The following is a 24,968-nucleotide window of genomic DNA, read 5'->3' as shown; positions in this document are numbered from 1 at the left end:
GGGGCCCGATCCGCGTGATCCGTCGTGCGCAATCGCACATTTAGTTCGGCTCGATAGGCGTGTCCATGCAGGATAGCGCAGGATCGGCCCCCGCCGCGGCGGGACGTGCGGCGCGGTACGGGCGATGCTAGAGCGCTCTCCGCCGAAGTGGACACCTGTTTGGCGCAAGAGCGCGCGTCAGAACAAGAGCTTGGAGCCGTTCCCGATTGCAGCGCGATCGGGAACGGCTCGAGGCTCCCGACGGCAACCGCAGGAGAGACGATGCACGCCGACGCACCGGCCTACGCCGCCCTGGAACGTACCTTCGCCCGGCTCTCGGCGCTGAACGGCGCCTCGGGCATCCTCGGATGGGACGCGCAGACGCAGATGCCGGACGGTGCGGCGGAGGGTCGCGCCGACCAGGTCGCGGTGCTGCGCGGGCTCGCGCACGAGATCCTCACCGGGCCGGCGGTCGCCGACCGCTTGGCCGAGGCTGGGACGGAGGTGCTGGCCCCGGAGCAGCGCGCGAATCTCGCGGAGATGGCGCGCAGCTACCGGCACGCGGCGGCCGTGCCTCAGGATCTGGTGGAGGCGAGTTCCCGCGCGGTCTCGCGCTGCGAGATGACGTGGCGCTCCGCCCGGGCGGATTCGGACTTCGCTCGGCTCAGGCCCGAACTCGCCGAGGTGCTGCGCCTGCAGCGGGAGATCGGCGCCGCCAAGGGCGCGGCGCTCGGCCTCGCACCCTACGACGCGCTTCTCGACGGCTACGATCCGGGCATGCGCCGGGCGACGATCGACCCGCTCTTCGCCGAGCTACGGGCGTGGCTCCCCGGCATGATCGCGGCGATCCGCGAGCGGCAGGCGGCTGGGGTCCAGCCCGTGCCGCCCGAGGGGCCGTTCCCGGTCGAGACGCAGCGCGCGGTCGGCCTCCGGCTGATGGAGGCGCTCGGCTTCGACTTCGCCCGCGGGCGGCTCGACATCAGCCTCCACCCGTTCTGCGGCGGCGCCACCGACGACGTGCGCATCACCACCCGGTACGACGCGGGCGACTACGCCCGCGCCCTGATGGGCGTCCTGCACGAGACCGGCCACGCCCTCTACGAGCAGGGCCGGCCGACGGCCTGGCGCCACCAGCCCGCGGGCGAGGCGCGCGGCATGACGCTGCACGAGAGCCAGAGCCTGATCGTCGAGATGCAGGCCTGCCGCTCGGAGGCCTTCTTCGACTATCTCGCGCCGCTCCTGCGGGAGGCCTTCGGGCGCTCGGGCCCGGCCTGGGAGGCGGAGAACCTGCACCGCCTCGCCACCCGGGTCGAGCCGGGCTTCATCCGGGTCGATGCCGACGAGGCGACCTATCCGGCCCACATCCTGCTCCGCTACGAGCTGGAGACGGCGCTGATCGCGGGCGACCTCGCGGTCGCCGACCTGCCGGGCGCCTTCAACGACGGCGTGCGGGCGCTTCTCGGGCTCGCGGTCCCGAACGACCGGCTCGGCTGCCTGCAGGACATCCACTGGCCGGGGGGCGCCTGGGGCTATTTCCCGACCTACACGCTGGGCGCGCTCGCGGCCGCCCAGCTCTTCGCGGCGGCGAAGGCAGCCGCGCCCGACCTGCTGCCGGGACTGACGCGGGGCGATTTCGCGCCCCTGCGGGACTGGCTGCGGGCCTGGGTCCACGCCCGGGCGAGCCTCGCCGACACGGACACGATCCTCGCCGAGGCGACCGGCCGCCCGCTCGGCACGGCGGCGTTCCGGGCGCATATCGAGGCGCGATATCTGGGGTAACTTCGGTCCTGGGATCTCCAAGGGCCAAGGCCCTTGGACGGGGTCCGGGGCGCGCAGCCCCGGGATTGAACCCTCCGCCCCGGCAAAGCCGGGACGGAGGGTTCAAATGCAGGGCTCTGCCCTGCACCCGCCAAAGGTCTCGACCTTTGGAATCCATGACAGGGTTACAGCTCCAGCACGTCGACCGCCGCCCCGAGCCGGGCGCGGGCGAGGTCGGCGACGTGGCGGTGGTGGGTGAACAGGATCGGCTGCACCTGTCCGCCGATCGCCGCCAGCGCCTCCAGGCCGTGGGCGGTGCGGGCGTCGTCGAAGGTGAGGAAGAGGTCGTCACCGACGAACGGCGCGGGCTCGGCGCGGCCCGCGTAATCCTCCAGATAGGCGAGCCGCAGGGCGAGGTAGAGCTGGTCGCGCGTGCCCTCGCTGAGCCCATCCACCGGCACCAGCTCGCCGGAGGCGCGCCGGCCGGTGAGGCGCGGCTCGTCGCCCGCGTCGTAATCCTGCGCGAGTCCCGCGAAGGCGCCGCCGGTCAACCCCGAGAACAGGGCGCCGGCGCGGGCGAGAAGCGGGTCCTGCTGGCCCGCGCGCTGGCGGCCGATGGCGGTGCCGATGAGGAGGCCGGCGAGCCGCAGCACCGCCCAGCGCCGGGCCTCGCCGGCGAGTTCCGCCTCCGCCGCCTTGCGCTGGGCCAAGGCCAGCTCGGCGCCGGTGCCGCCCTCGAGATCCGCGCGGCGGCGCTCGGCCCGGTCGCGGTCGGCGAAGGCCGCCTTGCCGCGCTGGTCGAGCGCCTCCTCCTCCAGGGCGAGGCCGCGCAGAGCCGCCTCGATCGCGTCGGGCGAGGTTCCGGAGAGGTCGGCCCGCAGCTCGGCCTCGGCGACCCCGTCCGCGATCCGGGCGAGGTCGGCCCGGCGGCTCTCCAGCTCCAGGCGCAGCGCCCGCCGCGCCGTGAGGCGGGCGTGGAGCGCGGCCGGATCCTCCGCCGGCCCCTCGGATCGCTCACCGAGATGGTCCGCCAGCGCGCTCGCGGCCGCCCCACGCGCGGCTTCGGCCGCCGCCAGGGCCTCGGCGGCCTCCCGGCAGCGGCTGGCGAGGTCGGTGCGGCGGGCGCGCCGCTCCTGCGCCGCGCCCAGTCGGTCGTGCAGGGCCTTCATGGCCGCGGTGGCGGGAAGCCCGGCGAGGTCGGGCCCGAGCGCGGCCACGAGGGTGTCGGCCTCCGCCCGGTAGGCCTCCATGTCGCGGCTCAGGCCCGCGATGCGGCGCTGCTGGTGCTCTAGCGCAGCGAGCGCCGCCGGCACCGCCGCCCAGGCGGCGAGCGCGCTGTCGGCCTCGTCGGGGCCGGCCGCGCCGTCGAGCCCGATCGCCGGGACGGCGAGATTCCAGGCCTCGCGCCAGACCGTCTCGCGGACGCGCGCCTCGGCGAGGTCGGCGGCGCGGCGGGCAGCCTGCTCGGCGGCGGCGCGGGCACGCCCTTCCGCCTCGCGGGCACGCTCCCAGGCCTCGCCGAGAGCGGCGACGCGTTCCTCGATCCGGGCCAGCATCAGGCCGGGATCGAGGCCGGGCAGCAGGTCGAGCCCGGCCCGCGCCGCGAGCGCCGCGAGGGGCCGACGGGCGGCCTCGACCCGCTCGGCGAGACGGCGCTGCTCGATGCTCTGCGTCTCGACCGAGGCCAGCGCGTCGAGCAGCGTCTGGACCTCGGCGAGCCAGGCCGCCATCTCGGCGGGCGGGGCGGCACTGAGCCCGGCGGGCGCCCAGGCCGCCTGCCAGGCGGACTCAGCCTCGGAGCGGGCGGCCGCGATCGCCGCGAGGTCCCGCTCGGCCGCCGCCATCTCCTCCGTCTCCGCCTCAAGGCGGATCCGGTCGGCGGCCTGCTCGGCGGCGCGGGCGGCGTCGCGCACGAGGTCGTCGGCGGCTCGGTCGGCTGCCGCAACCGCCTCGCGGCAACGCCGCAGCGCGGCCTCGTCGCCGGGGCCCGCCCCGATCAGCGCGTCGCGCGCGGCGCGCAGGCGGGCGAGCGCGTCGGGCGAGGGCAGGGGGCCGGCGCCCTCGCGCAGGCGCAGCCGCAGGCGCGTTCCGGCGGCTGCCTGCCGCGCCGTCTCCTGCCGCTCGGCAGCGCGCTCGCGGCGGCGCTCCAGTGCCTCGAAGGCCTGTCGGTGGCGGGCGATGGCCTCGGGCGCGGGGAGCGGCACCTGTGCGAGCGCGGCGAGGTCGGCCACGGGCGGGTCGAGCCGGCCGGCCTGGAGCCAGAGCAGTCCCGCCTCCCGGCGCACGGTCCCGTCGATCTCGTCGCGGCGGGCGACCTCGGCGCGCAGGCCCGCAAGGCCGCGCAGGTCCGCCCGCAGGGGGGCGGGGTCGATCGCGGGCGCAGCGGCGGCGTCCGACCCGGGCAGGGCCTCGGCCGCGTCTCGGGTCAGGCGGGCGATCTCGGCGGCGAGCGCCCGGCCCTCGCGCACCAGCCCGGCGACGCGGGTGCGGGCGGCGTCCGAGGGCTGGCGCAGCTTCAGCGCGGCGGCGTCGGGCAGGCCGATCCGGGCGGCGAGTTGGGCGAGGTTCTGGGCGAGCGCGTCGGCCTCGGCCCGGATGCGCGGCAGGTCCTGGGCGTCCTTGTCGTGCCGGGCGATGCCGCGGAACGCCTCCAGCACGGCCTCGGCCCGGGCGAGCAGACCCTCGTCGAGGGGGAGGGCGGCGAGATCCTGCTCGGCCCGCGCCAGCGCGGCGCCCGCGCGCTCCGCCTCGGCCCGGGCGGCAGCCTCCGCGGCGATGCGGGCGCCGAGCGCGTCGGTCCAGGAATCCGTCCACAGATCCGGCTGGTCCGGCGCCTCGTCGCGGGCGGCGGCCTCGGCGGCGGCATCGACCGCCTGGATCAGGGGCGCCACCCGCTTCAGGCGCGCGAGACGGGCCTGCTCGCCGGCGATGCGGCGACGCTCGGCGTGGATCGCGTCGAGGCGGGTGCCGGCCTCCGCGATCTCCTCGTTGAGGTCGCGCCAGTCGCCCGCCCGCAGCTCGCCCTGGCGGATCGCCTTGCGGGCCTCCTCGTAGCGGGTCAGCGCCTGGTAGAAGGTGCGGTCGCGGGCGGCCCGCGGCATGAAGATGCCGGCGGCCTCCTCCTCCAGCCGGCCCTGGAGCGCCCGGTAGCCGCGAAGCCCCGAGGCCGCCGCGAACAGGCTCGCGCCGAGTTCGCCCTCGGCATCGAGCATCTCGGCCGCGCCCGCCCGGAGCGAGGCGGAATCGAGCCCGAAGGCCCGGCAGAACACCTCCCGCGTCAGCCCACCGAGATACGGAGCGAGGCTGTCGTCGGGGAGCCCCGCATCGGCCGCGTCCACCAGGGTGTTCTTGCGGCCCTTGCGGCGGCGGAAGCGCAAGGTGCGGCCGTCCGCCGCCCGGATCTCGGCGCCCAGCCGCAGGGCGGGCATGTCGTGCCGGAAGGCGTAGCGGGTGCGCTCCTCGATGCCGAACAGGAGATCGGTGACGGCCGCGAGCGCCGTGCTCTTGCCGGCCTCGTTGGCGCCGAGCACCACGTGCAGCCGCGCATCCTCCCGGAACCGCACCGTGCGGTCGGTGAAGGGGCCGTAGCGCTCGAGATCGAGGGCGAGGATCCGCATTGCTCGGCAGCCCTCAGCAGCTACGGCCGCCGAGCCGGCCGAGCACCAGCGCCTCGGCCTCGGCGCAGAGCGCGTCGAGTTCGGCGGCGAGGTCGGCCTCCTCGGGCGCCAGCGTCGCGGGCATCTTCGCGGCGATCTCGGCGAGCGCGGCCCGGGCGCGCGCGCGGAAATCCGGGTCGCGGTCGATCTCGGCGAGCAGGCCCGCCGGGTCGATCGCGGCGGCAAGGCCCGCCGGGGCGGGGAGGGCGGAGCGGGGCCGGCGCGTCTCGATCTTCAGGCGCTCCAGCCAGATGTCCTCGTGCACCCGGTGGGCCGCGGCCTGGATCTCGGCGGCCAGCCCGTCGCGGTCGGCGGCGAGCCGGTCGTGGGCCGGCGTCTCGCCGGAGAGGTGGATCCGCACAGCGGCGAGGCGCCCGGCCGTCTCGGCCGCGAGCGGGCGGAGCGCCGCCTCGACCCGGGCGACGGCCTCGCGCTCGTCGGCGGCCTCGGCGAGATCGATCGCGAGCCGGTGGAAGCGGGCGCGGTCGACGATGATCCGCTCGAGAGCCGCGACGCGCCCGTCCTCGACCGTCACCGACACGGCGCCCTTCGGGCCGCACTCGCGGATGCTCCGGCCCTGGAGGTTGCCGGGGAAGACGATCCACGGGTCGCGGGCGAGTTCCGCATACTCGTGGATGTGGCCGAGCGCCCAGTAGCCGTAGGCCTTGCCCGCCAGATCCGCGACGGAGCAGGGCGCGTAGGTCTCGTGCGCGGCGTGGCCGGTGCAGGAGGTGTGCAGCAAGCCGATGTTGAACCAGCCCGGCACGGCGGCCGGGTAGGTGAGGGCGTAGTTCTCCGGCACGGCCCGGTTCGGGAAGGAGCGGCCGTGGATCGCGACCTTCAGGTGGTCGAGCCGGGCCGTGTCGGCGCGGGTCGGCGGAAAGGTGTGGACGGACGGAGGCAGGCTGATCGCCCGGGTGATCACGCTCTCGGCGTCGTGGTTGCCGCGCACGAGGAAGACCGGGATGCCGGCCCGGTCGAGGCGGGCGACCTGGCGGGCGAAGAACAGCCCGATCGTGTTGTCGGCCCAGTCGCCGTCGTAGACGTCGCCCGCGATCACCAGGAAGGCCGCCTCCCGCGCGATCACCTGCGAGACAAGGTCCTCGAAGGCCTGCCGCCCGGCCGCGGCGAGGCGCCGGGCGATCTCGGGATCGCGCGCAGCGAGACCGCTGAGCGGGCTGCCGAGATGCAGGTCGGCGGCGTGGATGAAGGTGAACCGGCTCATGCCCGGGTTGGCTGCCCGCGTTGTCGATACGTCCCGGGCGCGCCCGAGGCCGGCGGGGTGCCCGCTGGCGGGGGCGGCTGTCAACGGGCGAGCCGGCGGGAGGCCCGGCCCGAGAAGGGATGGGCGGAGTCCCTCACATCCGGGCGGTGATCGTCGCCAGCACGGTGAGCGGCGCGCCCGGCAGGTTGTTGAATTGGTTGAACGGCTGCTCGACGTAGCGCGCGTCCGTGAGGTTCCGGGCGTTGATCGCGAAGCGGTAGCGCTCGAAATCGTAGAACAACGCCGCGTCGAGGCGCGTGTAGGCGCCCACCGTGAAGCTGTTGTTGAGGTCGCCGAAACGGTTGCCCACGTGGGTGACGCCCGCGCCGACGCCGAGGCCGCGCCAGGGGCCGTCCTGGATCTGGTAGGTCGACCAGATGCTGGCGCTGAATTCCGGGGCGCCGATCAGCCGGTTGCCGATCGCGAAGGTGGTGTCCCGCGTGATCCGGGTGTCGAGGAAGCCGAGGCCGCCGATGATCTTCCAGCCCGGCAGGATCTCGCCCGCGATATCGAGCTCGACGCCCTCCGCGCGCTGCGCGCCGGTGATCACCGAGAAGCCGGTGTTGACGGGATCGGCCGCCGAGACGTTCTGGCGGTCGATCCGGAAGGCGGCGGCGCTCACGGTGAGGGTCGAGGGGATCAGGTCGTAGCGGGCGCCGACCTCGTACTGTACCCCGGTCTCGGGCGGCGGGTTCGTGGCGCCGAGCACGTTGTCCGTCTGCGGCTTGAACGAGGTCGTGTAGCTCGCGTAGAGCGTCAGGGGCTCGACCGGCCGGTAGACGAGGCCGACCCGTGGCGAGATCCCGAACAGCTCCTGGTCCGGCGGCGTCGCTTGCGTGGCGCTCGCCCGGCTGATGTAGAACTGGCTGCCGAAATCCGCCCGCGCCCCGACGAGGAGCTGCAGGCCGGCGCCGAGATCGATCTGGTCCTGCAGGTAGAAGCCGTACAGGGCGGTCCGCTGCTGGATGGCGTTCTGGAAGGTGAACGGGCCGTAGGTGCCCCGCGGCACCGGGTCGAAGAAGCTCGTGCCGCTGAAGGTCGACTGCACCGAGTACGCCTTGCGGAAGCCGTTGGTGTACTCGAACCCGGCCAGCACCGTGTTGCGCAGGCCCAGCACGTCGAACTTCGCCACCAGCTCGGACTGCGTGTCGATCGCCGCGAAGGTGGTGTCGGTGGCCGTGCTCCGGCGCGTGATCTGGGTGCCGGCGGCGTTTAGGCCGGTGGAGCGGACCGCGAAGGCGTCGAAGCCGCCGGACTGGACGTTGACGACCTGCCGCAGGGTGACGGCCGCGTTGAGGTCGTGCTCGGCCCTGAGCGTGACGAAGTTCGATTCGCCGTTGAAGCGGGAATTCGGGGTGCCGTAATAGCGGGCGACGTCGTCCCGCGGCACGCGCCCGTTCCGGGCGATCAGGCCCTCGTCGTACTGCGAATCCTGCCGCGTGACCTCGGCCAGGAACTCGACGCGGGTGTCGGGCGCGGGCGTCCAGGTGAAGGCCGGCGCCACGAAGTATCGGGTGTTGGTGCGCCCGTCTCCGAAGTTGCGGAAGGTCGGATCGTCCTGCGCAGCGAAGCTGACCCGTGCGGCGAGGCCCTCGGCGGCCGGAAGCGCGCTCGACACGGAGCCTTGGAGGCGGGCGAACCCGAAGCTGCCGCCCTGGAGCGTCAGGTCGCCGGAGGGCTCCAGCGTCGGCCGCCGGGTGACGATATTGACGAGGCCGCCGGGATCGCCGCGGCCGTAGAGGACTGAGGCCGGCCCCTTCAGCACCTCGATGCGCTCCACGTCGGCGAGGTCGCGCTGCGTGGTGTTGAAGGTGTTGGCCTGGCTCAAGAGCACGCCGTCGATGGCGTAGGTCTGGGTGCGGAAGCCGCGGATCAGGAAGGTGTCGGAGCGGCCCTGGATGGTGCCGCCCGGCTGCACGTTGCTGACGTTCTGGATCGCGTCGGCGAGCCGCACGTCCTGCTGGTCCACGAGCACCTCGCGGGGCACCACCTGGATCGATTGCGGCACGTCGCGCAGCGCCGTGTCGGTGCGTGTGGCGGTGGCCGAGCGGCCGGTCCGGTAGCCGGTGACCGGCCCGGTCGCGACCTCCCCGAGGCCCTGCCCGACCCCGGTGACGGACAACTCCGAGAGGACCACCTCCGAGACGACCGGCTGCGCCTGCGCCGCCGCGAGGCAGAGCGGCGCCACCCCGCCGAGGAGGATCGCGGCGCCCGCCCGCCCGCCCCTGCCCGTATCCGCCATCGTCCGCGCTCCCAGCCGTTGCCGGGAGCCGTGACGTCCCGTCCTCGGGCCGTTGAGCGCGGAGGGGCGGCCGGAGACAAGTGCGTGCCCGGGATTCAGTTTCGCGACTACTTCGTTTGGTCCACGGCGTATCGCAAAATCAACATGATAGACTTCGAATAATTATAAACCGCAGCCGAGTCGGTTGCATACTTGGTTGATTCACAACTCTTGGGCGATTTCCCAACGCTCCCCGGCAGCGCCGACCGCCGCTTCCACGGCGCCGCGCTGTCCCGCGCGCGGCTTCGGCCCGGCCCTGTGCGAGGCCGCCGGGATGGCCGACCAAGCCCCGCAAGCGGTGCGGCGCACCCTTGCGGAACAAGAACAAAACAGGTACACAACTCCTAGCCGCGGCGCGATTGCGAACGGCGCCCGACACCCGCATAAGGATGCCGCCGAGATGGCTCAGCCCGCCCTGAAAGTCGTGGATACGCCCAGCATGGACAAGGACAAGTCGAAGGCGATCGACGCCGCGCTGTCCCAGATCGAGCGCGCCTTCGGCAAGGGCTCGATCATGCGGCTCGGCAAGGCCCAGCAGGTCCAGGAGGTCGAGACCGTCTCGACGGGCTCGCTCGGCCTCGACATCGCGCTCGGCGTCGGCGGCCTGCCGCGGGGCCGCGTCATCGAGGTCTACGGTCCGGAATCCTCGGGCAAGACCACGCTCGCGCTCCACACCATCGCGGAGGCCCAGAAGAAGGGCGGCGTCTGCGCCTTCGTGGACGCGGAGCACGCCCTCGACCCGGTCTACGCGAGGAAGCTCGGCGTCAACCTCGACGACTTGCTGATCTCGCAGCCCGACACCGGCGAGCAGGCCCTGGAGATCACCGACACGCTGGTGCGCTCGGGCGCCATCGACGTGCTGGTGGTCGATTCGGTGGCGGCCCTCACCCCGCGGGCCGAGATCGAGGGCGAGATGGGCGAGAGCCAGCCCGGCCTCCAGGCCCGCCTGATGTCCCAGGCGCTGCGCAAGCTCACCGGCTCGATCTCGCGCTCGAAGTGCATGGTGATCTTCATCAACCAGATCCGGATGAAGATCGGCGTGATGTACGGCAGCCCCGAGACGACGACGGGCGGCAACGCGCTGAAGTTCTACGCATCCGTGCGCCTCGACATCCGCCGCGTCTCGACGCTCAAGGACCGCGACGAGGCCATCGGCAACCAAGTCCGCGTCAAGGTGGTCAAGAACAAGGTCGCGCCGCCCTTCAAGCAGGTCGAGTTCGACATCATGTTCGGCGAGGGCATCTCGAAGGTCGGCGAGCTGATCGACCTCGGCGTGAAGGCCGGCATCGTCGAGAAGTCGGGCGCGTGGTTCTCCCACAACAGCCAGCGCCTCGGCCAGGGTCGCGAGAACTCGAAGGGATTCTTGCGCGACAACCCCGAGATCGCGGGTAAGATCGAGGCAGCGATCCGCCAGAACTCCGGCCTCGTCGCCGAGAAGATCCTGGAGAACGCCACGCCCACCGCCGACGACCTCGACGAGGGCGAGGCCTGAGGCAGGCTTCCGCCAAAGCTTCGACCACGGTTCCGGCGAAGCCGGAACCGAAGAAGCCCGCCGGACCTCAAGGTCCGGCGGGCTTCTTCGTTGAACCGCCTGCGCCTTCAGACCCGGCTCAGGGGAAGGGCTTCACCGTCAGAACAGTCTTGCTGCCGATGTCGACGTGCCGGCCGGCGGCCTGGGCCGCGCCCCCGCGAGCAGGAGCCGGCCGACGCAGGATGCCACCAGGGTGCGCGCGACCATAGTTGCCCCGAGAGCGCCGCTTCCCGGCGCAAACCGAACCGGCGAGCAGATTCCCACGGCGGCTACCCGTACGGATCTCCGGAGAGGCGACGCTCAGTCGCAGACATTCACGTCCTCGACAGAGAATCGGCTCTGCATCGCGATCAGGCCCGGTGGCCGGCGGGCTCGAACAGGAAGTCATCGATGGAGGGGATCGTCACCGCCATGGCGCCGAAGGCGGGCTTCGTGAGCCGCCAGGGCCGGTCACCCTTGGCGCGGACCGATTCGGAGGGGCGGAGCCGCCGGCACGTGCCGTCCTCCAGAACCTCCTCGACGCCGAGGAAACCGTAGACCTGAAGCCGCGAGGCGGTGACCTTGGTCTCGCGGTCCTCGGCCGCCACCAGCAGGCTGCCGCCCGCGTAGACCGCGTCCATGAGGCTGCGCTGCTCGCTGCGGCGGCGGATCTGACCCTCGCGCACGCCGTCGCCAAGGACGGAAGCCGGCGTCTTCGCGGGGCGGCGGAACGGAACCACATTGTCGGACGCCGACGAAACGAGACCCATACGCATCACCCTGGCACGCTGAACGCATCCGGCGCGCCCATCCCGGCGCCCCGCGATCCGGACAATTCGCCGAGTCGCTTTAATCATTGGTGAGCGTTACCAAGCCGCGCCGTCCCAGAGCGGACGCTCCGCGCCGCGGACGCGCGCGGAAACCGGGCGTTAACGGACCACAGGGGCTAGAAATCACCGCTGCCCGCATTGACGAAGCCGTCCTTCGCGTCTAGAAGCGCGCCACTTCGGACGGCACAGGGCTGCCGCGGACGGAATTTACCGCTCCGCCATCGCGCCCAAAGGCTCCGGAGGCTCACATCGCCTGACGCTTCGTCAGATCCGTAGGTACGAGCGCGCCCGAACTGGTCGTGCTCCTCTGCCGAGAGCGCGCCAAGGGTTTCGCGACCCCTGGCGCATATTCGTTTTGCGACGTGATGGCCAAGGTTTTAGCCGCGGCCGCCACACCAAGCCCCGCGAGGGGCGTCACGACGGGACAGGATCGCCCGGCAGGCGATCCGCAGGAAGAGGGCAGAGAATGCCGACGATCAACCAGCTGATCGCGCAGCCGCGCAAGATCCAGCGGAGCCGCAACAAGGTGCCGGCGCTGAACGCCTGCCCGCAGAAGCGCGGCGTCTGCACCCGCGTCTACACCACGACCCCGAAGAAGCCGAACTCGGCTCTGCGTAAGGTCGCCAAGGTCCGCCTGACCAACGGCTTCGAGGTCATCGGCTACATCCCGGGCGAGGGCCACAACCTTCAGGAGCACTCCGTGGTCATGATCCGCGGCGGCCGCGTGAAGGACCTTCCGGGCGTGCGCTACCACATCCTGCGCGGCGTGCTCGACACCCAGGGCGTCAAGAACCGCAAGCAGCGCCGCTCGAAGTACGGCGCCAAGCGTCCGAAGTAATCTCTTCGGACCAAGGCCGATACGCTTTCCACGGCCCAGTAAGGATGCCGCCGCTCTCCGGAGAAAGGCGGCCTGCGCTGGGTGCTTAAGACCATATTTTTCGAAGGTACGAAAACATGTCCCGTCGTCACTCTGCCGAGAAGCGTGAGATCATCCCGGACCCGAAGTACGGTGACGTGGTCCTCACGAAGTTCATGAACTCGATCATGTACGAGGGCAAGAAGTCGACCGCTGAGCGGATCGTCTACGGCGCCTTCGACATCGTCGAGAACCGCGCCCGCGCGAACCCGATCGAGGTCTTCCGCGCCGCCCTCGACAACGTCGCCCCGGCGATCGAGGTCCGCTCCCGCCGCGTCGGCGGCGCAACCTATCAGGTCCCCGTCGAGGTGCGCACCGAGCGCCGCCAGGCGCTGGCGATCCGCTGGCTGATCCAGGCCGCCCGCTCGCGCAACGACCGCACCATGGTCGAGCGCCTCTCGGCCGAACTGCTGGACGCCGCCAACAACCGCGGCAACGCCGTGAAGAAGCGCGAGGACACCCACCGGATGGCCGAGGCCAACCGCGCCTTCTCGCACTACCGCTGGTAATTCCTTGAGGCGCACCCAAGGGGGTGCGCCTGTCCGCCCCTTTCCGGAGAGACCCCGATGCCCCGCACGCACGCGATCGAGGACTACCGCAACTTCGGCATCATGGCCCACATCGATGCCGGCAAGACCACGACGACCGAGCGGATCCTGTACTACACCGGCAAGTCCCATAAGATCGGCGAGGTCCATGAGGGCGCCGCCACGATGGACTGGATGGAGCAGGAGCAGGAGCGTGGCATCACGATCACCTCGGCTGCGACCACCTGCTTTTGGCGCGACAAGCGCCTGAACATCATCGACACCCCCGGCCACGTCGACTTCACCATTGAGGTGGAGCGCTCGCTCCGCGTGCTCGACGGCGCCGTCTGCGTCCTCGACGGCAACCAGGGCGTCGAGCCTCAGACCGAGACGGTGTGGCGCCAGGCCGACAAGTACGACGTGCCGCGCGTCGTGTTCGTCAACAAGATGGACAAGATCGGCGCCGACTTCTTCAAGTGCGTGGCCGACATCATCGACCGCGTCGCCGGCAAGCCCGTCTGCCTGCAGCTGCCGATCGGTGCCGAGTCAAACTTCCAGGGCGTGATCGACCTCATCAAGATGAAGGCGATCGTCTGGTCGGGCGAGGCGCTGGGCGCCAACTTCAACGAGACCGAGATCCCGGCCGAGCTGAAGGACCAGGCCGTCGAGTACCGCACGAAGCTGGTCGAGGCCTGCGTCGAGCTCGACGACGACGCCATGGCCGCCTACCTCGACGGCACCGAGCCGAGCGAGGATACGATGCGCGCCCTGGTGCGCAAGGCCGTGCAGCTGCGCGCCTTCCATCCGGTGCTGTGCGGCTCGGCCTTCAAGAACAAGGGCGTCCAGCCGCTCCTCGACGCCGTCGTCGACTACCTGCCGTCCCCCGCCGACCGCGGCGAGATCAAGGGCATCGACTTCAAGACCGAGGAAGAGACCGTCCGGCGTCCGCTGGATTCCGATCCCTTCTCCATGCTCGCCTTCAAGATCATGGACGACCCCCACGTCGGCACGATCACCTTCTGCCGCGTGTACTCGGGCAAGGTCGAGTCGGGCGCCAACGTCATCAACTCGACCCGCGACAAGAAGGAGCGCGTCGGCCGCATGCTCCTGATGCACGCCAACAACCGCGAGGACATCAAGGAAGCCTTCGCGGGCGACATCGTCGCTCTGGCCGGCCTCAAGGACACCCGCACCGGCGACACCCTGTGCGACCCGAACAAGGCCGTGATCCTCGAGCGGATGGAGTTCCCCGAGCCCGTCATCGAGATCGCCGTCGAGCCGAAGTCGAAGGCCGACCAGGAGAAGCTCGGCATCGCCCTCCAGAAGCTCGCGGCCGAGGACCCGTCGTTCCGGGTCTCGACGGACCAGGAGTCGGGCCAGACCATCCTGCGCGGGATGGGCGAGCTCCACCTGGACATCAAGGTCGATATCCTGCGCCGCACCTATAAGGTCGACGCGAATATCGGCCAGCCGCAGGTCGCCTACCGCGAGAAGCTGACCCGCCGTCAGGAGATCGACTACACGCACAAGAAGCAGACCGGCGGTACCGGTCAGTTCGCCCGCGTGAAGTTCGTCGTCGAGCCGAACGAGCCGGGCGCCGGCTTCTCGTTCGAGTCGAAGATCGTCGGCGGCGCGGTGCCGAAGGAGTACATCCCGGGCGTCGAGAAGGGCCTCAACTCGGTCCTCGGCGCGGGCGTGCTCGCCGGCTTCCCGGTGGTCGACGTGAAGGTGGAGCTGATCGACGGCGCGTACCACGACGTCGACTCCTCGGCGCTCGCCTTCGAGATCGCCTCCCGCGCCGCCTTCCGCGAGGCGCTGCAGAAGGGCGGCTCGGTGCTGCTGGAGCCGGTGATGAAGGTCGAGGTGGTCTCCCCCGAAGACTACACCGGCTCGGTCATCGGCGACCTGAACTCCCGCCGCGGCCAGATCCAGGGCCAGGACATGCGCGGCAACGCCAACGTCATCAACGCGATGGTGCCGCTGGCCAACATGTTCGGCTACGTGAACAACCTGCGCTCCATGTCGCAGGGCCGGGCGAACTTCACCATGCAGTTCGACCACTACGAGGAAGTGCCGCGCGGCGAGGCCGACAAGGTCATTGCCAAGTACGCCTAAGGCGTACCGCGAACATCCTCATAACCAGACTCAGACGATAAGGAGGCCCCTATGGGCAAGGAAAAGTTCAGCCGTACGAAGCCGCACTGCAACATCGGCACGATCGGCCACGTGGACCACGGCAAGACCTCGCTGACGGCGGCGATCACGAAGGTCCTGGCCGAGTCGGGCGGCGCGACGTTCACGGCCTACGACCAGATCGACAAGGCTCCCGAGGAGAAGGCGCGCGGCATCACGATCTCGACCGCCCACGTCGAGTACGAGACCACGAACCGCCACTACGCCCACGTCGACTGCCCCGGCCACGCCGACTACGTGAAGAACATGATCACGGGCGCCGCCCAGATGGACGGCGCGATCCTGGTGGTCTCGGCCGCCGACGGCCCGATGCCGCAGACCCGCGAGCACATCCTGCTCGCCCGCCAGGTCGGCGTGCCGGCGCTGGTGGTGTTCCTCAACAAGGTCGACATGGTCGATGACGAGGAGCTCCTCGAGCTCGTCGAGCTGGAGGTGCGCGAGCTCCTCTCGAAGTACGACTTCCCCGGCGACGACATCCCGATCACCAAGGGCTCGGCCCTGATGGCGCTCGAGGACAAGGAGCCCAAGATCGGCCGCGACGCCGTGCTCAAGCTGATGGAGACGGTCGACGCCTACATCCCGCAGCCGGAGCGCCCGATCGACCTGCCGTTCCTGATGCCGATCGAGGACGTGTTCTCGATCTCGGGCCGCGGCACGGTGGTGACGGGTCGCGTCGAGCGCGGCATCGTGAAGGTGGGTGAGACGGTCGAGATCGTCGGCATCCGGGCGACCACGACGACGACGGTGACGGGCGTCGAGATGTTCCGCAAGCTGCTCGACCAGGGCCAGGCGGGCGACAACGTGGGCGTGCTGCTGCGCGGCACGAAGCGCGAGGACGTGGAGCGCGGCCAGGTCGTGTGCAAGCCGGGTTCGGTGAAGCCGCACACCAAGTTCAAGGCCGAGGCCTACATCCTGACGAAGGAGGAGGGCGGGCGCCACACGCCGTTCTTCACCAACTACCGGCCGCAATTCTACTTCCGCACCACCGACGTGACGGGCGTGTGCACCCTGCCGGAGGGCACCGAGATGGTGATGCCGGGCGACAACGTGACCATGGACGTCGCGCTGATCGTGCCGGTCGCCATGGAGGAGAAGCTGCGCTTCGCCATCCGCGAGGGCGGCCGCACCGTCGGCGCCGGCGTCGTCGCCGCCATCACCGAGTAAGCGAGAGCGCAATCCACAGAGGGAACGTGGCGGGGCGGGCCCTCGGCCCGCCCTTCCCCGTATCCCACTGAAGGCTTCAGGTCATGAACGGTCAGAACATCCGTATCCGCCTCAAGGCGTTCGATCACCGCATCCTGGATGCGTCGACCCGCGAGATCGTCTCCACCGCCAAGCGCACCGGCGCTCAGATCCGCGGCCCGATCCCGCTGCCGACCCACATCGAGCGGTTCACCGTCAACCGCTCGCCCCACATCGACAAGAAGTCGCGCGAGCAGTTCGAGATGCGCACCCACAAGCGCGTCCTCGATATCGTCGATCCGACCCCCCAGACCGTGGACGCGCTCATGAAGCTCGACCTCGCCGCTGGCGTGGACGTGGAGATCAAGCTCTGAGCCCCCGGGCTTAGGGCTTCACTGTCATCGCGCGAGGGAGAGACCTATGCGCTCAGGCGTCATCGCACAGAAGGTCGGCATGACCCGGGTCTTCACGGAGGCCGGCGAGCATGTGCCGGTTACCGTGCTCAAGATCGATCAATGCCAGGTGGTCGCGCACCGCACCACCGAGAAGGACGGCTACGTCGCGCTGCAGGTCGGCGTCGGCAAGGCCAAGGTAAAGAACGTCTCCGCCGCCGAGCGCGGCCGCTTCGCGGTCGCCAAGGTGGAGCCGAAGAAGAAGCTCGCCGAGTTCCGCGTCACCGAGGACGCGCTGATCCCGGTCGGTGCCGAGATCACCGCGGACCACTTCATCCCCGGCCAGTTCGTGGATGTCACCGGCACCACCACCGGTAAGGGCTTCGCGGGCGGCATGAAGCGCTGGAACTTCGGCGGTCTGCGCGCCACGCACGGCGTGTCGATCTCGCACCGCTCGATCGGTTCGACCGGCGGCCGTCAGGATCCGGGCAAGACCTTCAAGAACAAGAAGATGCCGGGTCACCTCGGCGTCGAGCGGGTCACCACGCAGAACCTGCGCGTCGTACGCACGGATCCCGAGCGTGGCCTGATCCTGGTCGAGGGCGCCGTCCCGGGCGTCGCCGGCGGCTGGATCCAGATCCGCGATTCGGTGAAGCGCAAGGCGCCCGCCGACCTGCCGCTGCCGGGCAAGTTCCGTGAGAACGGCTCCGCCCAGGCTCCCGAAGCCGCTCCCGCCGAGGAGAACGCGTGATGAAGCTTGATATCACCACGCTCGACGGTGCCGGAGCCGGCTCGGTCGAGTTGAACGACGACATCTTCGGCCTCGAGCCCCGCGCCGACCTGCTGCAGCGTATGGTGCGCTACCAGCTGGCCAAGCGCCGGGCCGGCACCCACGCCGTGCAGAACCGCTCGGACGTGAACCGGACCCGCAAGAAGGCCTACAAGCAGAAGGGCACCGGCAACGCCCGCCACGGCGCGGCCAGCGCCCCGCAGTTCCGCGGCGGCGGCCGGGCCTTCGGCCCGGTGGTGCGCGACCACGCCCACGACCTTCCCAAGAAGGTCCGGGCGCTCGCTCTGCGCCACGCCCTCTCGGCCAAGGCCAAGGCCTCGACGCTCATCGTCGTCGACGACATCAAGATCGACGACCACAAGACCAAGGGTCTGGTCGAGCGCTTCGGCAAGCTCGGTCTCGCCAACGCGCTGATCATCGGCGGTGCCGAGGTCGACGTGAACTTCGGCCGGGCCGCCCGCGCCATCCCGCAGATCGACGTGCTGCCGGTCCAGGGCATCAACGTCTACGACATCCTGCGCCGCGACACCCTCGTTCTGACGAAGGCGGCTGTCGACGCCCTCGAGGAGCGCTTCAAATGAGTCTCGATCCGCGCCACTACGACGTGATCGTCTCCCCGGTCATCACCGAGAAGGCGACGAACCTCACCGAGCAGAACAAGGTCGTCTTCCGGGTCGCTCCGAAGGCCACCAAGCCGCAGATCAAGGAAGCGGTGGAGAAGCTGTTCGACGTCAAGGTCACGGCGGTGAACACCCTCGTGACCAAGGGCAAGCAGAAATTCTTCCGCGGGCAGCGCGGACAGCGTTCGGACGTGAAGAAGGCGATCGTTACCCTCGCCGAGGGTGACTCGATCGACGTCACGACCGGGCTCTGAGGACGGGTTAAGGACCAAACCGATGGCCTTGAAGACATTCAAACCGGTCACGCCGAGCCTGCGCCAGCTCGTGCTGGTCGACCGCCGTGAGCTCTACAAGGGCAAGCCGGTGAAGGCGCTGACGGTCGGCAAGATCTCGACCGGCGGCCGCAACAACCTCGGCCGCGTGACCGTCCGCTTCCGCGGCGGCGGTCACAAGCGGTCGCTCCGCCTGGTCGATTTCAAGCGGCGCGAGCAGCTCAACGTGACGGCGACGGTCGAGCGGATCGAGTACGATCCGAACCGCACCGCCTTCATCGCGCTGATCAGCTTCCCCGACGGCAAGCAGAGCTACATCCTGGCTCCGCAGCGCCTCTCGGCGGGCGACAAGGTGGTGGCCGGCGAGAGCGTCGACATCAAGCCGGGCAATGCCGGCCCGATCGGCAACATGCCGGTGGGCACGATCGTGCACAACGTCGAGCTGAAGATCGGCAAGGGCGGCGCGATCGCGCGGTCTGCCGGCAACTACGCGCAGATCGTCGGGCGCGACCAGGGCTACGTGACCCTGCGTCTCAACTCCGGCGAGCAGCGCCTGGTCCACGGCCAATGCTTCGCCAGCGTCGGCGCGGTCTCGAACCCGGACCACATGAACATCTCGCTCGGCAAGGCCGGGCGCAACCGGTGGCTCGGCAAGCGCCCGCACAACCGCGGCGTGGCGATGAACCCGGTCGACCACCCGCACGGCGGCGGCGAGGGTCGCACCTCGGGCGGCCGTAACCCGGTCACGCCGTGGGGCGTGCCGACGAAGGGGAAGAAGACCCGTTCCAACAAGCGGACCGACGTCTTCATCCTGTCCAGCCGCCACAACCGCAAGAAGTAACCGCCATGGCACGTTCGATCTGGAAGGGGCCGTTCGTCGACGGCTACCTCTTCAAGAAGGCCGAGGCGGCTCGGGGCTCGAGCCGCAACGAGGTCATCAAGATCTGGAGCCGCCGCTCCACGATCCTCCCGCAGTTCGTCGGGCTCACCTTCGGTGTGCACAACGGGCAGAAGCACATCCCGGTCTACGTCACCGAGGAGATGGTCGGGCACAAGTTCGGCGAGTTCTCGCCGACCCGCACCTTCCCGGGCCACGCGGCCGACAAGAAGGCGAAGAGGCGCTGAGATGGGCAAGCAGGCCACCCCCCGCGCGCTCCCCGAGAACGAGGCGAAGGCGGTCGCGCGGATGATCCGCGTCTCCCCGCAGAAGCTCAACCTCGTGGCGCAGCTGATCCGCGGCAAGAAGGTGGAGTCGGCGCTGGCCGACCTCCAGTTCTCGCGCAAGCGCATCGCGACCGACGTCAAGAAGTGCCTCGAGAGCGCCATCGCCAACGCCGAGAACAACCACAACCTCGACGTGGACGACCTGATCGTCTCCGAGGCCTATGTGGGCAAGGCGCTGGTTCTCAAGCGCTTCCACGCCCGCGCCCGCGGCCGCGGCGCGCGCATCCTGAAGCCCTTCTCGAACCTCACCATCGTGGTTCGGGAAGTCCGGGCCGAAGCGGCCTGAGGAGGATCTGATGGGTCAGAAAGTCAACCCGATCGGTCTCCGGCTCGGCATCAACCGGACCTGGGACTCCCGCTGGTTCGCTCAGAAGGGCGAGTACGCCAAGCTCATGCACGAGGACGTCGCGATCCGCGCCGCCCTCATGAAGCAGCTCAAGCAGGCCGCGGTCTCCAAGATCGTGATCGAGCGCCCGCACCGGAAGTGCCGCGTCACCATCCACTCGGGCCGTCCGGGCGTGGTGATCGGCAAGAAGGGCGCGGACATCGAGAAGCTGCGCAAGCTCGTCGGCACGATGACCAAGGCCGACGTGACCATCAACATCGTCGAGGTGCGCAAGCCCGAGATCGACGCCACGCTCGTGGCCGACTCGATCGCCCAGCAGCTCGAGCGCCGCGTCGCCTTCCGTCGCGCCATGAAGCGTGCTGTGCAGTCGGCGATGCGTCTGGGTGCCGAGGGCATCCGCATCACCTGCTCGGGCCGCCTCGGCGGCGCCGAGATCGCGCGCACCGAGTGGTACCGCGAGGGCCGCGTTCCCCTGCACACCCTGCGGGCGGACGTGGACTACGGTACCGCCACGGCGTTCACCACCTACGGGACCTGCGGCATCAAGGTCTGGGTGTTCAAGGGCGAGATCCTCGAGCACGACCCGATGGCCCAGGACAAGAAGGCTCAGGAAGAGGGTGGTCGTTCCGGCGGCCGTCGTGAGCGTGACGGCGAAGGCCGCGGCGATCGGGGTGATCGCGGCGACCGCGGCCGTCGCGAGCCGGCCCACGCGTGAGCCGCCTGAGCGAGTAGAGAGGCTGCCATGCTGCAACCCAAGAAGACGAAGTTCCGCAAGCAGTTCAAGGGCCGCATCCACGGTGCGGCCAAGGGCGGCTTCGACCTGAACTTCGGGACCTTCGGCCTGAAGGCCATGGAGCCGGAGCGGGTCACCGCCCGGCAGATCGAGGCGGCCCGCCGCGCGATCACCCGCGAGATGAAGCGTCAGGGCCGCGTGTGGATCCGGGTGTTCCCGGACCTGCCCGTGACCTCGAAGCCGACCGAGGTCCGCATGGGCTCCGGTAAGGGCGCCCCGGACTACTGGGCCGCGCGCGTTCATCCCGGCCGCATCATGTTCGAGGTCGACGGCGTCGCCGAGGACATCGCCCGCGAGGCGCTCCGCCTCGGGGCCGCCAAGCTGTCGGTGCGCACGCGCATCGTCACCCGCATCGCCGACTAAGGGAGGGATCCGTGAAGTCGTCCAACCGACTGTCTGATCTGAAGGCCCTGTCGGCGGATCAGCTCAACGACGAGTTGCTCAACCTGAAGAAGGAGCAGTTCAACCTGCGCTTCCAGGGTGCCACGGGCCAGCTCGAGAACGTCGCCCGCGTCCGTGAGGTCCGCCGCGATATCGCCCGCGTGCGCACGCTCCAGCGTCAGAAGACGCTCGAGACCGCCAAGGGCTGAGGAGGGACTTATGCCGAAGCGCGTATTGCAGGGCGTCGTCGTCAGCGACAAGGGCGAGAAGACCATCGTCGTGAAGGTGGAGCGCCGCTTCACCCACCCGGTGATGAAGAAGACCGTCCGCCGCTCGAAGAACTACCACGCCCACGACGAGGCCAACACGGCCCATGTCGGCCAGACGGTGTTCATCGAGGAGTGCCGCCCCTACTCGAAGACCAAGACCTGGAAGCTGGTCGAGGACCAGGGTGCTGCGGTCGCCACCGCCGAAGCCTGACTTCGTCTCAGACCTTCCGACCTGCGAGAGGCGGGCGCCCCCGGGCGCCCGCCTCTCGCGCGTTTTGGGATGCGCCCTCAGGCGGACAGCGCCGCGCGACGCGGCCGGTGCCCGGTGAACACCTCGTCCAGGGTCGTCAGGCTGGAGGCCGCGCCGATCGCGTGGCCCCGCTCGGCGAGCCAGGCCTCGGCGGTCGCCCGGCCGAGATCGCGCAGCGCGCAGAGCGTCGACCAGCGCGTGTCGTACTTGTCGACGGAGCCGGAGGCGAGCTCGGCCGGCGCCTGCAGCAGGTGGATGTTGATGTCGAGGATCGGCCGCAGGCGCGGGGAGGGGGAGGCGGCCATCCGCACGGCGGATTGCAGGTCGGTCAGCGTCTTCAACTCGCGCATCAGGCCGGCGTTGAAGCTGATGTCGCTGGCCCGCTTCACCACCTCCTCGGGCCGCTCGCCGACCGCGTCGGTGACGAAGGGCGTGAGCTGGACCACGATGAGGTCGGTCGCGCCGTGGCCCCCGAAGACCAGCGGGTCGAGGGCCGGGTTGGCGACGTAGCCCCCGTCCCAGTAGCGCCGCCCGTCGATCTCGACGGCCGAGAACAGCTCCGGCAGGCAGCACGAGGCCATCAGCGCGTCCTCGTCGATCGCCTCGCCCGTGAAGAGGCGCGCCGCCCCCGTGAGCACGTCCGTCGCGGAGACGTAGAGCGGGATCGCGCGCGGCGCTGTCAGCGCCGCGAAATCCACGCTCTCCGCCACCGCCTCCCGCCACGCGCGCATCTCCCGGAAGGCCGGGAAGTAGCGGGTCACCTGACCGCCGTAGAGCCGGGTGAAGGCGAGGGCTTGGTCCACCCAGGGCTCGACCCAGGCGTCCACCCACGGCTCGAACCACGGCCCCATCCAGGAGGCGGCACCGGGCGGAAGGCTACCCGCCCAGTCCCAGGCCCGCAGGGGCGAGCGGTCGGCGGTCGCGCGCCAGAGGCGTTCCAGCGCCGTGCGCGCCCCGTCGTCGCTGCCGCTGGCGAGGCCGGAGACCAGGGCGGCCCCGTTGAGGGCGCCCGCGCTCGCCCCGCTCACCGCCGAGATCCAGATATGCTCCTCCAGGAGCCGGTCGATGACGCCCCAGCCGTAGGCGCCGTAGGCGCCGCCGCCCTGAAGACCAAGTGCGATCCGTGGCTTCATCCAATCTCCGTCTCCGTCCGCCACATATCCGCCCGCCGAACACCAGGCCGCCACGCATCCGCCCGCCGGCCCGCGCGTCAACAGCCAAGCAATTGGGGCGTTCCCGGTCAGCGATCTCCGCAGGCCCGCGGGCCGGCCGGCAAGATCCGCGCCGACGTCCGCGAAGCAGCGCCAGTCCACCTTCGTGCTTGTACTCTTGAGAGAACCGGTGTATCGGACCGGCCTTCGCGACAGTTTACGGGGTGCTCGCACCCCTCGTACGCGGTGACCGCGCCGGCCCCCGGGCCGATAGCGCGGTCTCTCTTATGAGCCGGGGACGTCATGTCCCCATCAGGCGTCGTCCGCCGGGCAATACCGCCCGCGTGCGGAAACCCGCCTGAAACCAGGAAAGGTCACTCCCGTGATCCAGATGCAGACGAATCTGGACGTCGCCGACAACTCGGGTGCACGCCGCGTGATGTGCATCAAGGTGCTCGGCGGGTCGAAGCGCAAGTACGCGGGCGTCGGCGACGTGATCGTCGTCTCCGTCAAGGAGGCGATCCCGCGCGGTCGCGTGAAGAAGGGCGACGTCATGAAGGCGGTCGTCGTGCGCACGGCCAAGGACGTGAAGCGCGCCGACGGCTCGGTCATCCGCTTCGACAAGAACGCCGCCGTTCTGATCAACAATCAGAAGGAGCCGATCGGCACCCGCATCTTCGGGCCCGTGCCGCGCGAGCTGCGCGCGCGCAACCACATGAAGATCATCTCGCTCGCTCCTGAGGTGCTGTGATGGCCGCCAAGATCAAGAAGGGCGACACGGTCGTCGTCCTCACCGGCCGCGACAAGGGTCGCTCCGGCGAGGTGATCCAGGTCCTGCCGAAGGAGGACAAGGCCCTCGTTCGCGGCATCAACTTGGTGAAGAAGCACCAGAAGCAGACGCAGAACCAGGAAGGCGGGATCATCTCCAAGGAGGCCGCCATCCAGCTCTCCAACATCGCGGTGGCTGACGCCAACGGCAAGCCGACCCGCGTGGGTTTCCGCATCCTCGAGGACGGCCGCAAGGTCCGGTTCGCCAAGAGCACGGGGGATCAGATCGATGGCTGAGGCCGACAAGAACGCTTACACCCCCCGTCTGCGCAAGCACTACGACGAGGTGGTCCGCCAGAAGCTCATCGAGCAGTTCGGCTACAAGAACCCCATGCAGGTGCCGCAGATCGAGAAGATCGTCATCAACATGGGCGTCGGCGAGTCCACCGCCGACTCGAAGAAGGCCACGGTCGCCGCGGGCGATCTGGCGCTCATCGCCGGCCAGAAGCCGGTGATCACCCGGGCCCGGAAGGCCATCGCGACCTTCAAGGTCCGCGAGGGCATGCCGATCGGCTGCAAGGTGACCCTGCGCAAGCAGCGCATGTACGAGTTCATGGACCGCCTGATCACCATCGCGCTGCCGCGCGTGCGTGACTTCCGCGGCCTGAACCCGCGCTCGTTCGACGGTCGCGGCAACTACGCCCTGGGTCTCAAGGAGCACCTCGTGTTCCCGGAGATCTCCTACGACAAGGCGGAGCAGATGTGGGGCATGGACATCGTCGTGGCGACCTCCGCCAAGACCGATGAAGAGGCCAAGGCCCTGCTCGCCGCCTTCAAGTTCCCGTTCCGGCAGTGAGGCCAGGCGCCTCAGACGCGGACACCGGAGAGAACAGACATGGCTAAGAAGAGCTCAGTCGAGAAGAACAACCGCCGCAAGGCCCTGGTCGCGCGCTTCGCCGAGAAGCGCAAGGCCCTCCTTGCCATCGCCAATAACGAGAGCCTCGAGATGGAGGAGCGCTTCGAGGCGCGCCTCAAGCTCGCGGAGCTGCCGCGCAACTCGTCGGCCGTGCGCATCCGCAACCGTTGCGAGATGACCGGACGCCCGCGCGCCGTCTACCGCAAGATGGGCATCTCGCGCGTGGCGCTGCGCGAGCTCGGCAACCGGGGCCTGATCCCGGGTCTCGTCAAGTCGAGCTGGTAAGGAGGCATACCCATGGTCAACGATCCCGTGGGCGATATGCTCACCCGCATCCGCAACGGCCAGCAGCGCCGTCGCAACGTCGTGCAGACCCCCGGCTCGCGCCTGCGCGCCTCGGTGCTCGACGTCCTGAAGTCCGAGGGCTACATCCGCGACTACGCGGTGTCGGACCTCGGCAACGGCCGCACCGAGTTCGCGATCGAGCTGAAGTACTACGACGGCAAGCCCGTCATCCGCTCGATCCAGCGCGTGTCGAAGCCCGGCCGCCGGGTCTACTCGTCGGTCGGCGAGCTGCCGCGCGTCGCCGACGGCCTCGGCGTCACCATCGTGTCCACCCCGCAGGGCGTCATGGCCGACCACGTTGCGCGCGAGCGCAACGTCGGCGGCGAGGTGCTCTGCAAGGTGTTCTGATCCGGCG

General features: G+C 70.2%; 27 protein-coding genes. 22 read left to right on the top strand and 5 right to left on the bottom strand.

The window, feature by feature from the left end; genetic code table 11:
• Positions 1-261: 261 nt before the first annotated feature.
• Positions 262-1,758 carry a carboxypeptidase M32 gene (locus tag DK427_RS18880; protein WP_109952606.1) on the top strand — a complete coding sequence of 499 codons (1,497 nt, stop codon included), beginning with the start codon at positions 262-264 and terminating at the stop codon, positions 1,756-1,758.
• A gap of 164 nt (positions 1,759-1,922) precedes the next feature.
• On the opposite strand, the gene DK427_RS18875 is transcribed toward DK427_RS18880, so the two are convergent.
• The 3 genes from DK427_RS18875 to DK427_RS18865 form a co-directional block, all read right to left on the bottom strand.
• Positions 1,923-5,354, bottom strand: coding sequence for a YhaN family protein (locus tag DK427_RS18875; RefSeq protein WP_109952605.1), 3,432 nt, complete (start codon positions 5,352-5,354; stop codon positions 1,923-1,925).
• Between the two features lie 13 nt (positions 5,355-5,367).
• Positions 5,368-6,618, bottom strand: a complete 1,251-nt coding sequence (locus tag DK427_RS18870; protein WP_109952604.1) for a metallophosphoesterase family protein — start codon at positions 6,616-6,618, stop codon at positions 5,368-5,370.
• A gap of 133 nt (positions 6,619-6,751) precedes the next feature.
• Positions 6,752-8,899: a TonB-dependent siderophore receptor gene (locus DK427_RS18865; protein ID WP_109952603.1), complete on the bottom strand. Its 2,148-nt coding sequence runs from the start codon at positions 8,897-8,899 to the stop codon at positions 6,752-6,754.
• A 439-nt stretch (positions 8,900-9,338) separates the two neighbouring features.
• Between DK427_RS18865 and recA the strand changes: the two genes are divergently transcribed.
• On the top strand, positions 9,339-10,430 hold the full coding sequence (recA, locus tag DK427_RS18860) for a recombinase RecA (RefSeq protein ID WP_109952602.1): 1,092 nt from the start codon (positions 9,339-9,341) through the stop codon (positions 10,428-10,430).
• Between the two features lie 389 nt (positions 10,431-10,819).
• Here the strand turns inward: recA and DK427_RS18855 are convergent, their stop codons facing one another.
• Positions 10,820-11,218 carry a hypothetical protein gene (locus DK427_RS18855; RefSeq protein WP_109952601.1) on the bottom strand — a complete coding sequence of 133 codons (399 nt, stop codon included), beginning with the start codon at positions 11,216-11,218 and terminating at the stop codon, positions 10,820-10,822.
• Between the two features lie 526 nt (positions 11,219-11,744).
• Between DK427_RS18855 and rpsL the strand changes: the two genes are divergently transcribed.
• The 15 genes from rpsL to rpsQ all read left to right on the top strand — a co-directional run bounded on the left by rpsL (position 11,745) and on the right by rpsQ (position 21,394).
• Positions 11,745-12,116, top strand: a complete 372-nt coding sequence (gene rpsL, locus DK427_RS18850) for a 30S ribosomal protein S12 (RefSeq protein ID WP_066927123.1) — start codon at positions 11,745-11,747, stop codon at positions 12,114-12,116.
• A gap of 116 nt (positions 12,117-12,232) precedes the next feature.
• The gene (rpsG, locus tag DK427_RS18845; RefSeq protein WP_066927119.1) at positions 12,233-12,703 is read left to right on the top strand and encodes a 30S ribosomal protein S7; all 471 of its coding nucleotides are present in this window, start codon (positions 12,233-12,235) and stop codon (positions 12,701-12,703) included.
• A 57-nt stretch (positions 12,704-12,760) separates the two neighbouring features.
• Positions 12,761-14,836, top strand: a complete 2,076-nt coding sequence (fusA, locus tag DK427_RS18840; protein WP_109952600.1) for an elongation factor G — start codon at positions 12,761-12,763, stop codon at positions 14,834-14,836.
• Positions 14,837-14,887: 51 nt separating this feature from the next.
• Positions 14,888-16,078 carry an elongation factor Tu gene (gene tuf / locus DK427_RS18835; protein WP_066923801.1) on the top strand — a complete coding sequence of 397 codons (1,191 nt, stop codon included), beginning with the start codon at positions 14,888-14,890 and terminating at the stop codon, positions 16,076-16,078.
• A gap of 83 nt (positions 16,079-16,161) precedes the next feature.
• Positions 16,162-16,470 (top strand): 30S ribosomal protein S10, encoded by a 309-nt coding sequence (gene rpsJ / locus DK427_RS18830; protein ID WP_066927377.1) that lies wholly within the window; start codon positions 16,162-16,164, stop codon positions 16,468-16,470.
• A gap of 46 nt (positions 16,471-16,516) precedes the next feature.
• The gene (gene rplC / locus DK427_RS18825) at positions 16,517-17,239 is read left to right on the top strand and encodes a 50S ribosomal protein L3 (protein ID WP_109952599.1); all 723 of its coding nucleotides are present in this window, start codon (positions 16,517-16,519) and stop codon (positions 17,237-17,239) included.
• Positions 17,239-17,859, top strand: a complete 621-nt coding sequence (gene rplD / locus DK427_RS18820) for a 50S ribosomal protein L4 (protein WP_109952598.1) — start codon at positions 17,239-17,241, stop codon at positions 17,857-17,859. Before rplC ends, rplD begins: the two co-directional genes overlap by 1 nt.
• Entirely contained in the window at positions 17,856-18,152 is a 297-nt protein-coding gene (locus DK427_RS18815; RefSeq protein WP_109952597.1) for a 50S ribosomal protein L23, read from the top strand. The genes rplD and DK427_RS18815 overlap by 4 nt, the downstream gene beginning before the upstream one ends.
• A 22-nt stretch (positions 18,153-18,174) precedes the next feature.
• Positions 18,175-19,011, top strand: coding sequence for a 50S ribosomal protein L2 (gene rplB / locus DK427_RS18810; protein WP_109952596.1), 837 nt, complete (start codon positions 18,175-18,177; stop codon positions 19,009-19,011).
• Between the two features lie 5 nt (positions 19,012-19,016).
• Positions 19,017-19,295, top strand: a complete 279-nt coding sequence (rpsS, locus tag DK427_RS18805; protein WP_109952595.1) for a 30S ribosomal protein S19 — start codon at positions 19,017-19,019, stop codon at positions 19,293-19,295.
• A gap of 1 nt (position 19,296) precedes the next feature.
• On the top strand, positions 19,297-19,680 hold the full coding sequence (gene rplV / locus DK427_RS18800; RefSeq protein WP_109952594.1) for a 50S ribosomal protein L22: 384 nt from the start codon (positions 19,297-19,299) through the stop codon (positions 19,678-19,680).
• Positions 19,681-19,690: 10 nt separating this feature from the next.
• Complete coding sequence (gene rpsC, locus DK427_RS18795) at positions 19,691-20,455, top strand: 30S ribosomal protein S3 (RefSeq protein WP_109952593.1); 765 nt, start codon at positions 19,691-19,693, stop codon at positions 20,453-20,455.
• A gap of 27 nt (positions 20,456-20,482) precedes the next feature.
• A complete protein-coding gene (rplP, locus tag DK427_RS18790; protein ID WP_109952592.1) occupies positions 20,483-20,896 on the top strand; it encodes a 50S ribosomal protein L16 in 414 nt (137 codons plus the stop codon).
• A gap of 11 nt (positions 20,897-20,907) precedes the next feature.
• Positions 20,908-21,123: a 50S ribosomal protein L29 gene (gene rpmC / locus DK427_RS18785; RefSeq protein WP_109952591.1), complete on the top strand. Its 216-nt coding sequence runs from the start codon at positions 20,908-20,910 to the stop codon at positions 21,121-21,123.
• Positions 21,124-21,133: 10 nt separating this feature from the next.
• On the top strand, positions 21,134-21,394 hold the full coding sequence (gene rpsQ / locus DK427_RS18780) for a 30S ribosomal protein S17 (protein ID WP_109952590.1): 261 nt from the start codon (positions 21,134-21,136) through the stop codon (positions 21,392-21,394).
• A gap of 77 nt (positions 21,395-21,471) precedes the next feature.
• Here rpsQ and DK427_RS18775 read toward each other — a convergent pair whose 3' ends face one another.
• Entirely contained in the window at positions 21,472-22,566 is a 1,095-nt protein-coding gene (locus DK427_RS18775; protein ID WP_109952589.1) for a patatin-like phospholipase family protein, read from the bottom strand.
• Between the two features lie 400 nt (positions 22,567-22,966).
• Here DK427_RS18775 and rplN point away from each other — a divergent pair, with 400 nt between their 5' ends.
• Genes rplN through rpsH form a run of 5 tightly spaced genes read left to right on the top strand, consistent with a single transcriptional unit; the run spans position 22,967 to position 24,961 of the window.
• On the top strand, positions 22,967-23,335 hold the full coding sequence (gene rplN, locus DK427_RS18770; RefSeq protein WP_010686182.1) for a 50S ribosomal protein L14: 369 nt from the start codon (positions 22,967-22,969) through the stop codon (positions 23,333-23,335).
• Positions 23,335-23,649 (top strand): 50S ribosomal protein L24, encoded by a 315-nt coding sequence (gene rplX / locus DK427_RS18765; RefSeq protein ID WP_109952588.1) that lies wholly within the window; start codon positions 23,335-23,337, stop codon positions 23,647-23,649. The genes rplN and rplX overlap by 1 nt, the downstream gene beginning before the upstream one ends.
• On the top strand, positions 23,642-24,208 hold the full coding sequence (gene rplE, locus DK427_RS18760) for a 50S ribosomal protein L5 (RefSeq protein ID WP_109952587.1): 567 nt from the start codon (positions 23,642-23,644) through the stop codon (positions 24,206-24,208). Before rplX ends, rplE begins: the two co-directional genes overlap by 8 nt.
• Before the next feature lie 39 nt (positions 24,209-24,247).
• Complete coding sequence (gene rpsN / locus DK427_RS18755; RefSeq protein WP_109952586.1) at positions 24,248-24,553, top strand: 30S ribosomal protein S14; 306 nt, start codon at positions 24,248-24,250, stop codon at positions 24,551-24,553.
• Between the two features lie 12 nt (positions 24,554-24,565).
• Positions 24,566-24,961 carry a 30S ribosomal protein S8 gene (gene rpsH, locus DK427_RS18750; protein WP_109952585.1) on the top strand — a complete coding sequence of 132 codons (396 nt, stop codon included), beginning with the start codon at positions 24,566-24,568 and terminating at the stop codon, positions 24,959-24,961.
• Positions 24,962-24,968: the final 7 nt, after the last annotated feature.

The organism is Methylobacterium radiodurans, from assembly GCF_003173735.1.
Classification (GTDB): domain Bacteria; phylum Pseudomonadota; class Alphaproteobacteria; order Rhizobiales; family Beijerinckiaceae; genus Methylobacterium; species Methylobacterium radiodurans.
Note: the sequence above shows the minus strand (reverse complement) of the source record. Positions and strands in the feature narration are given on the sequence as shown.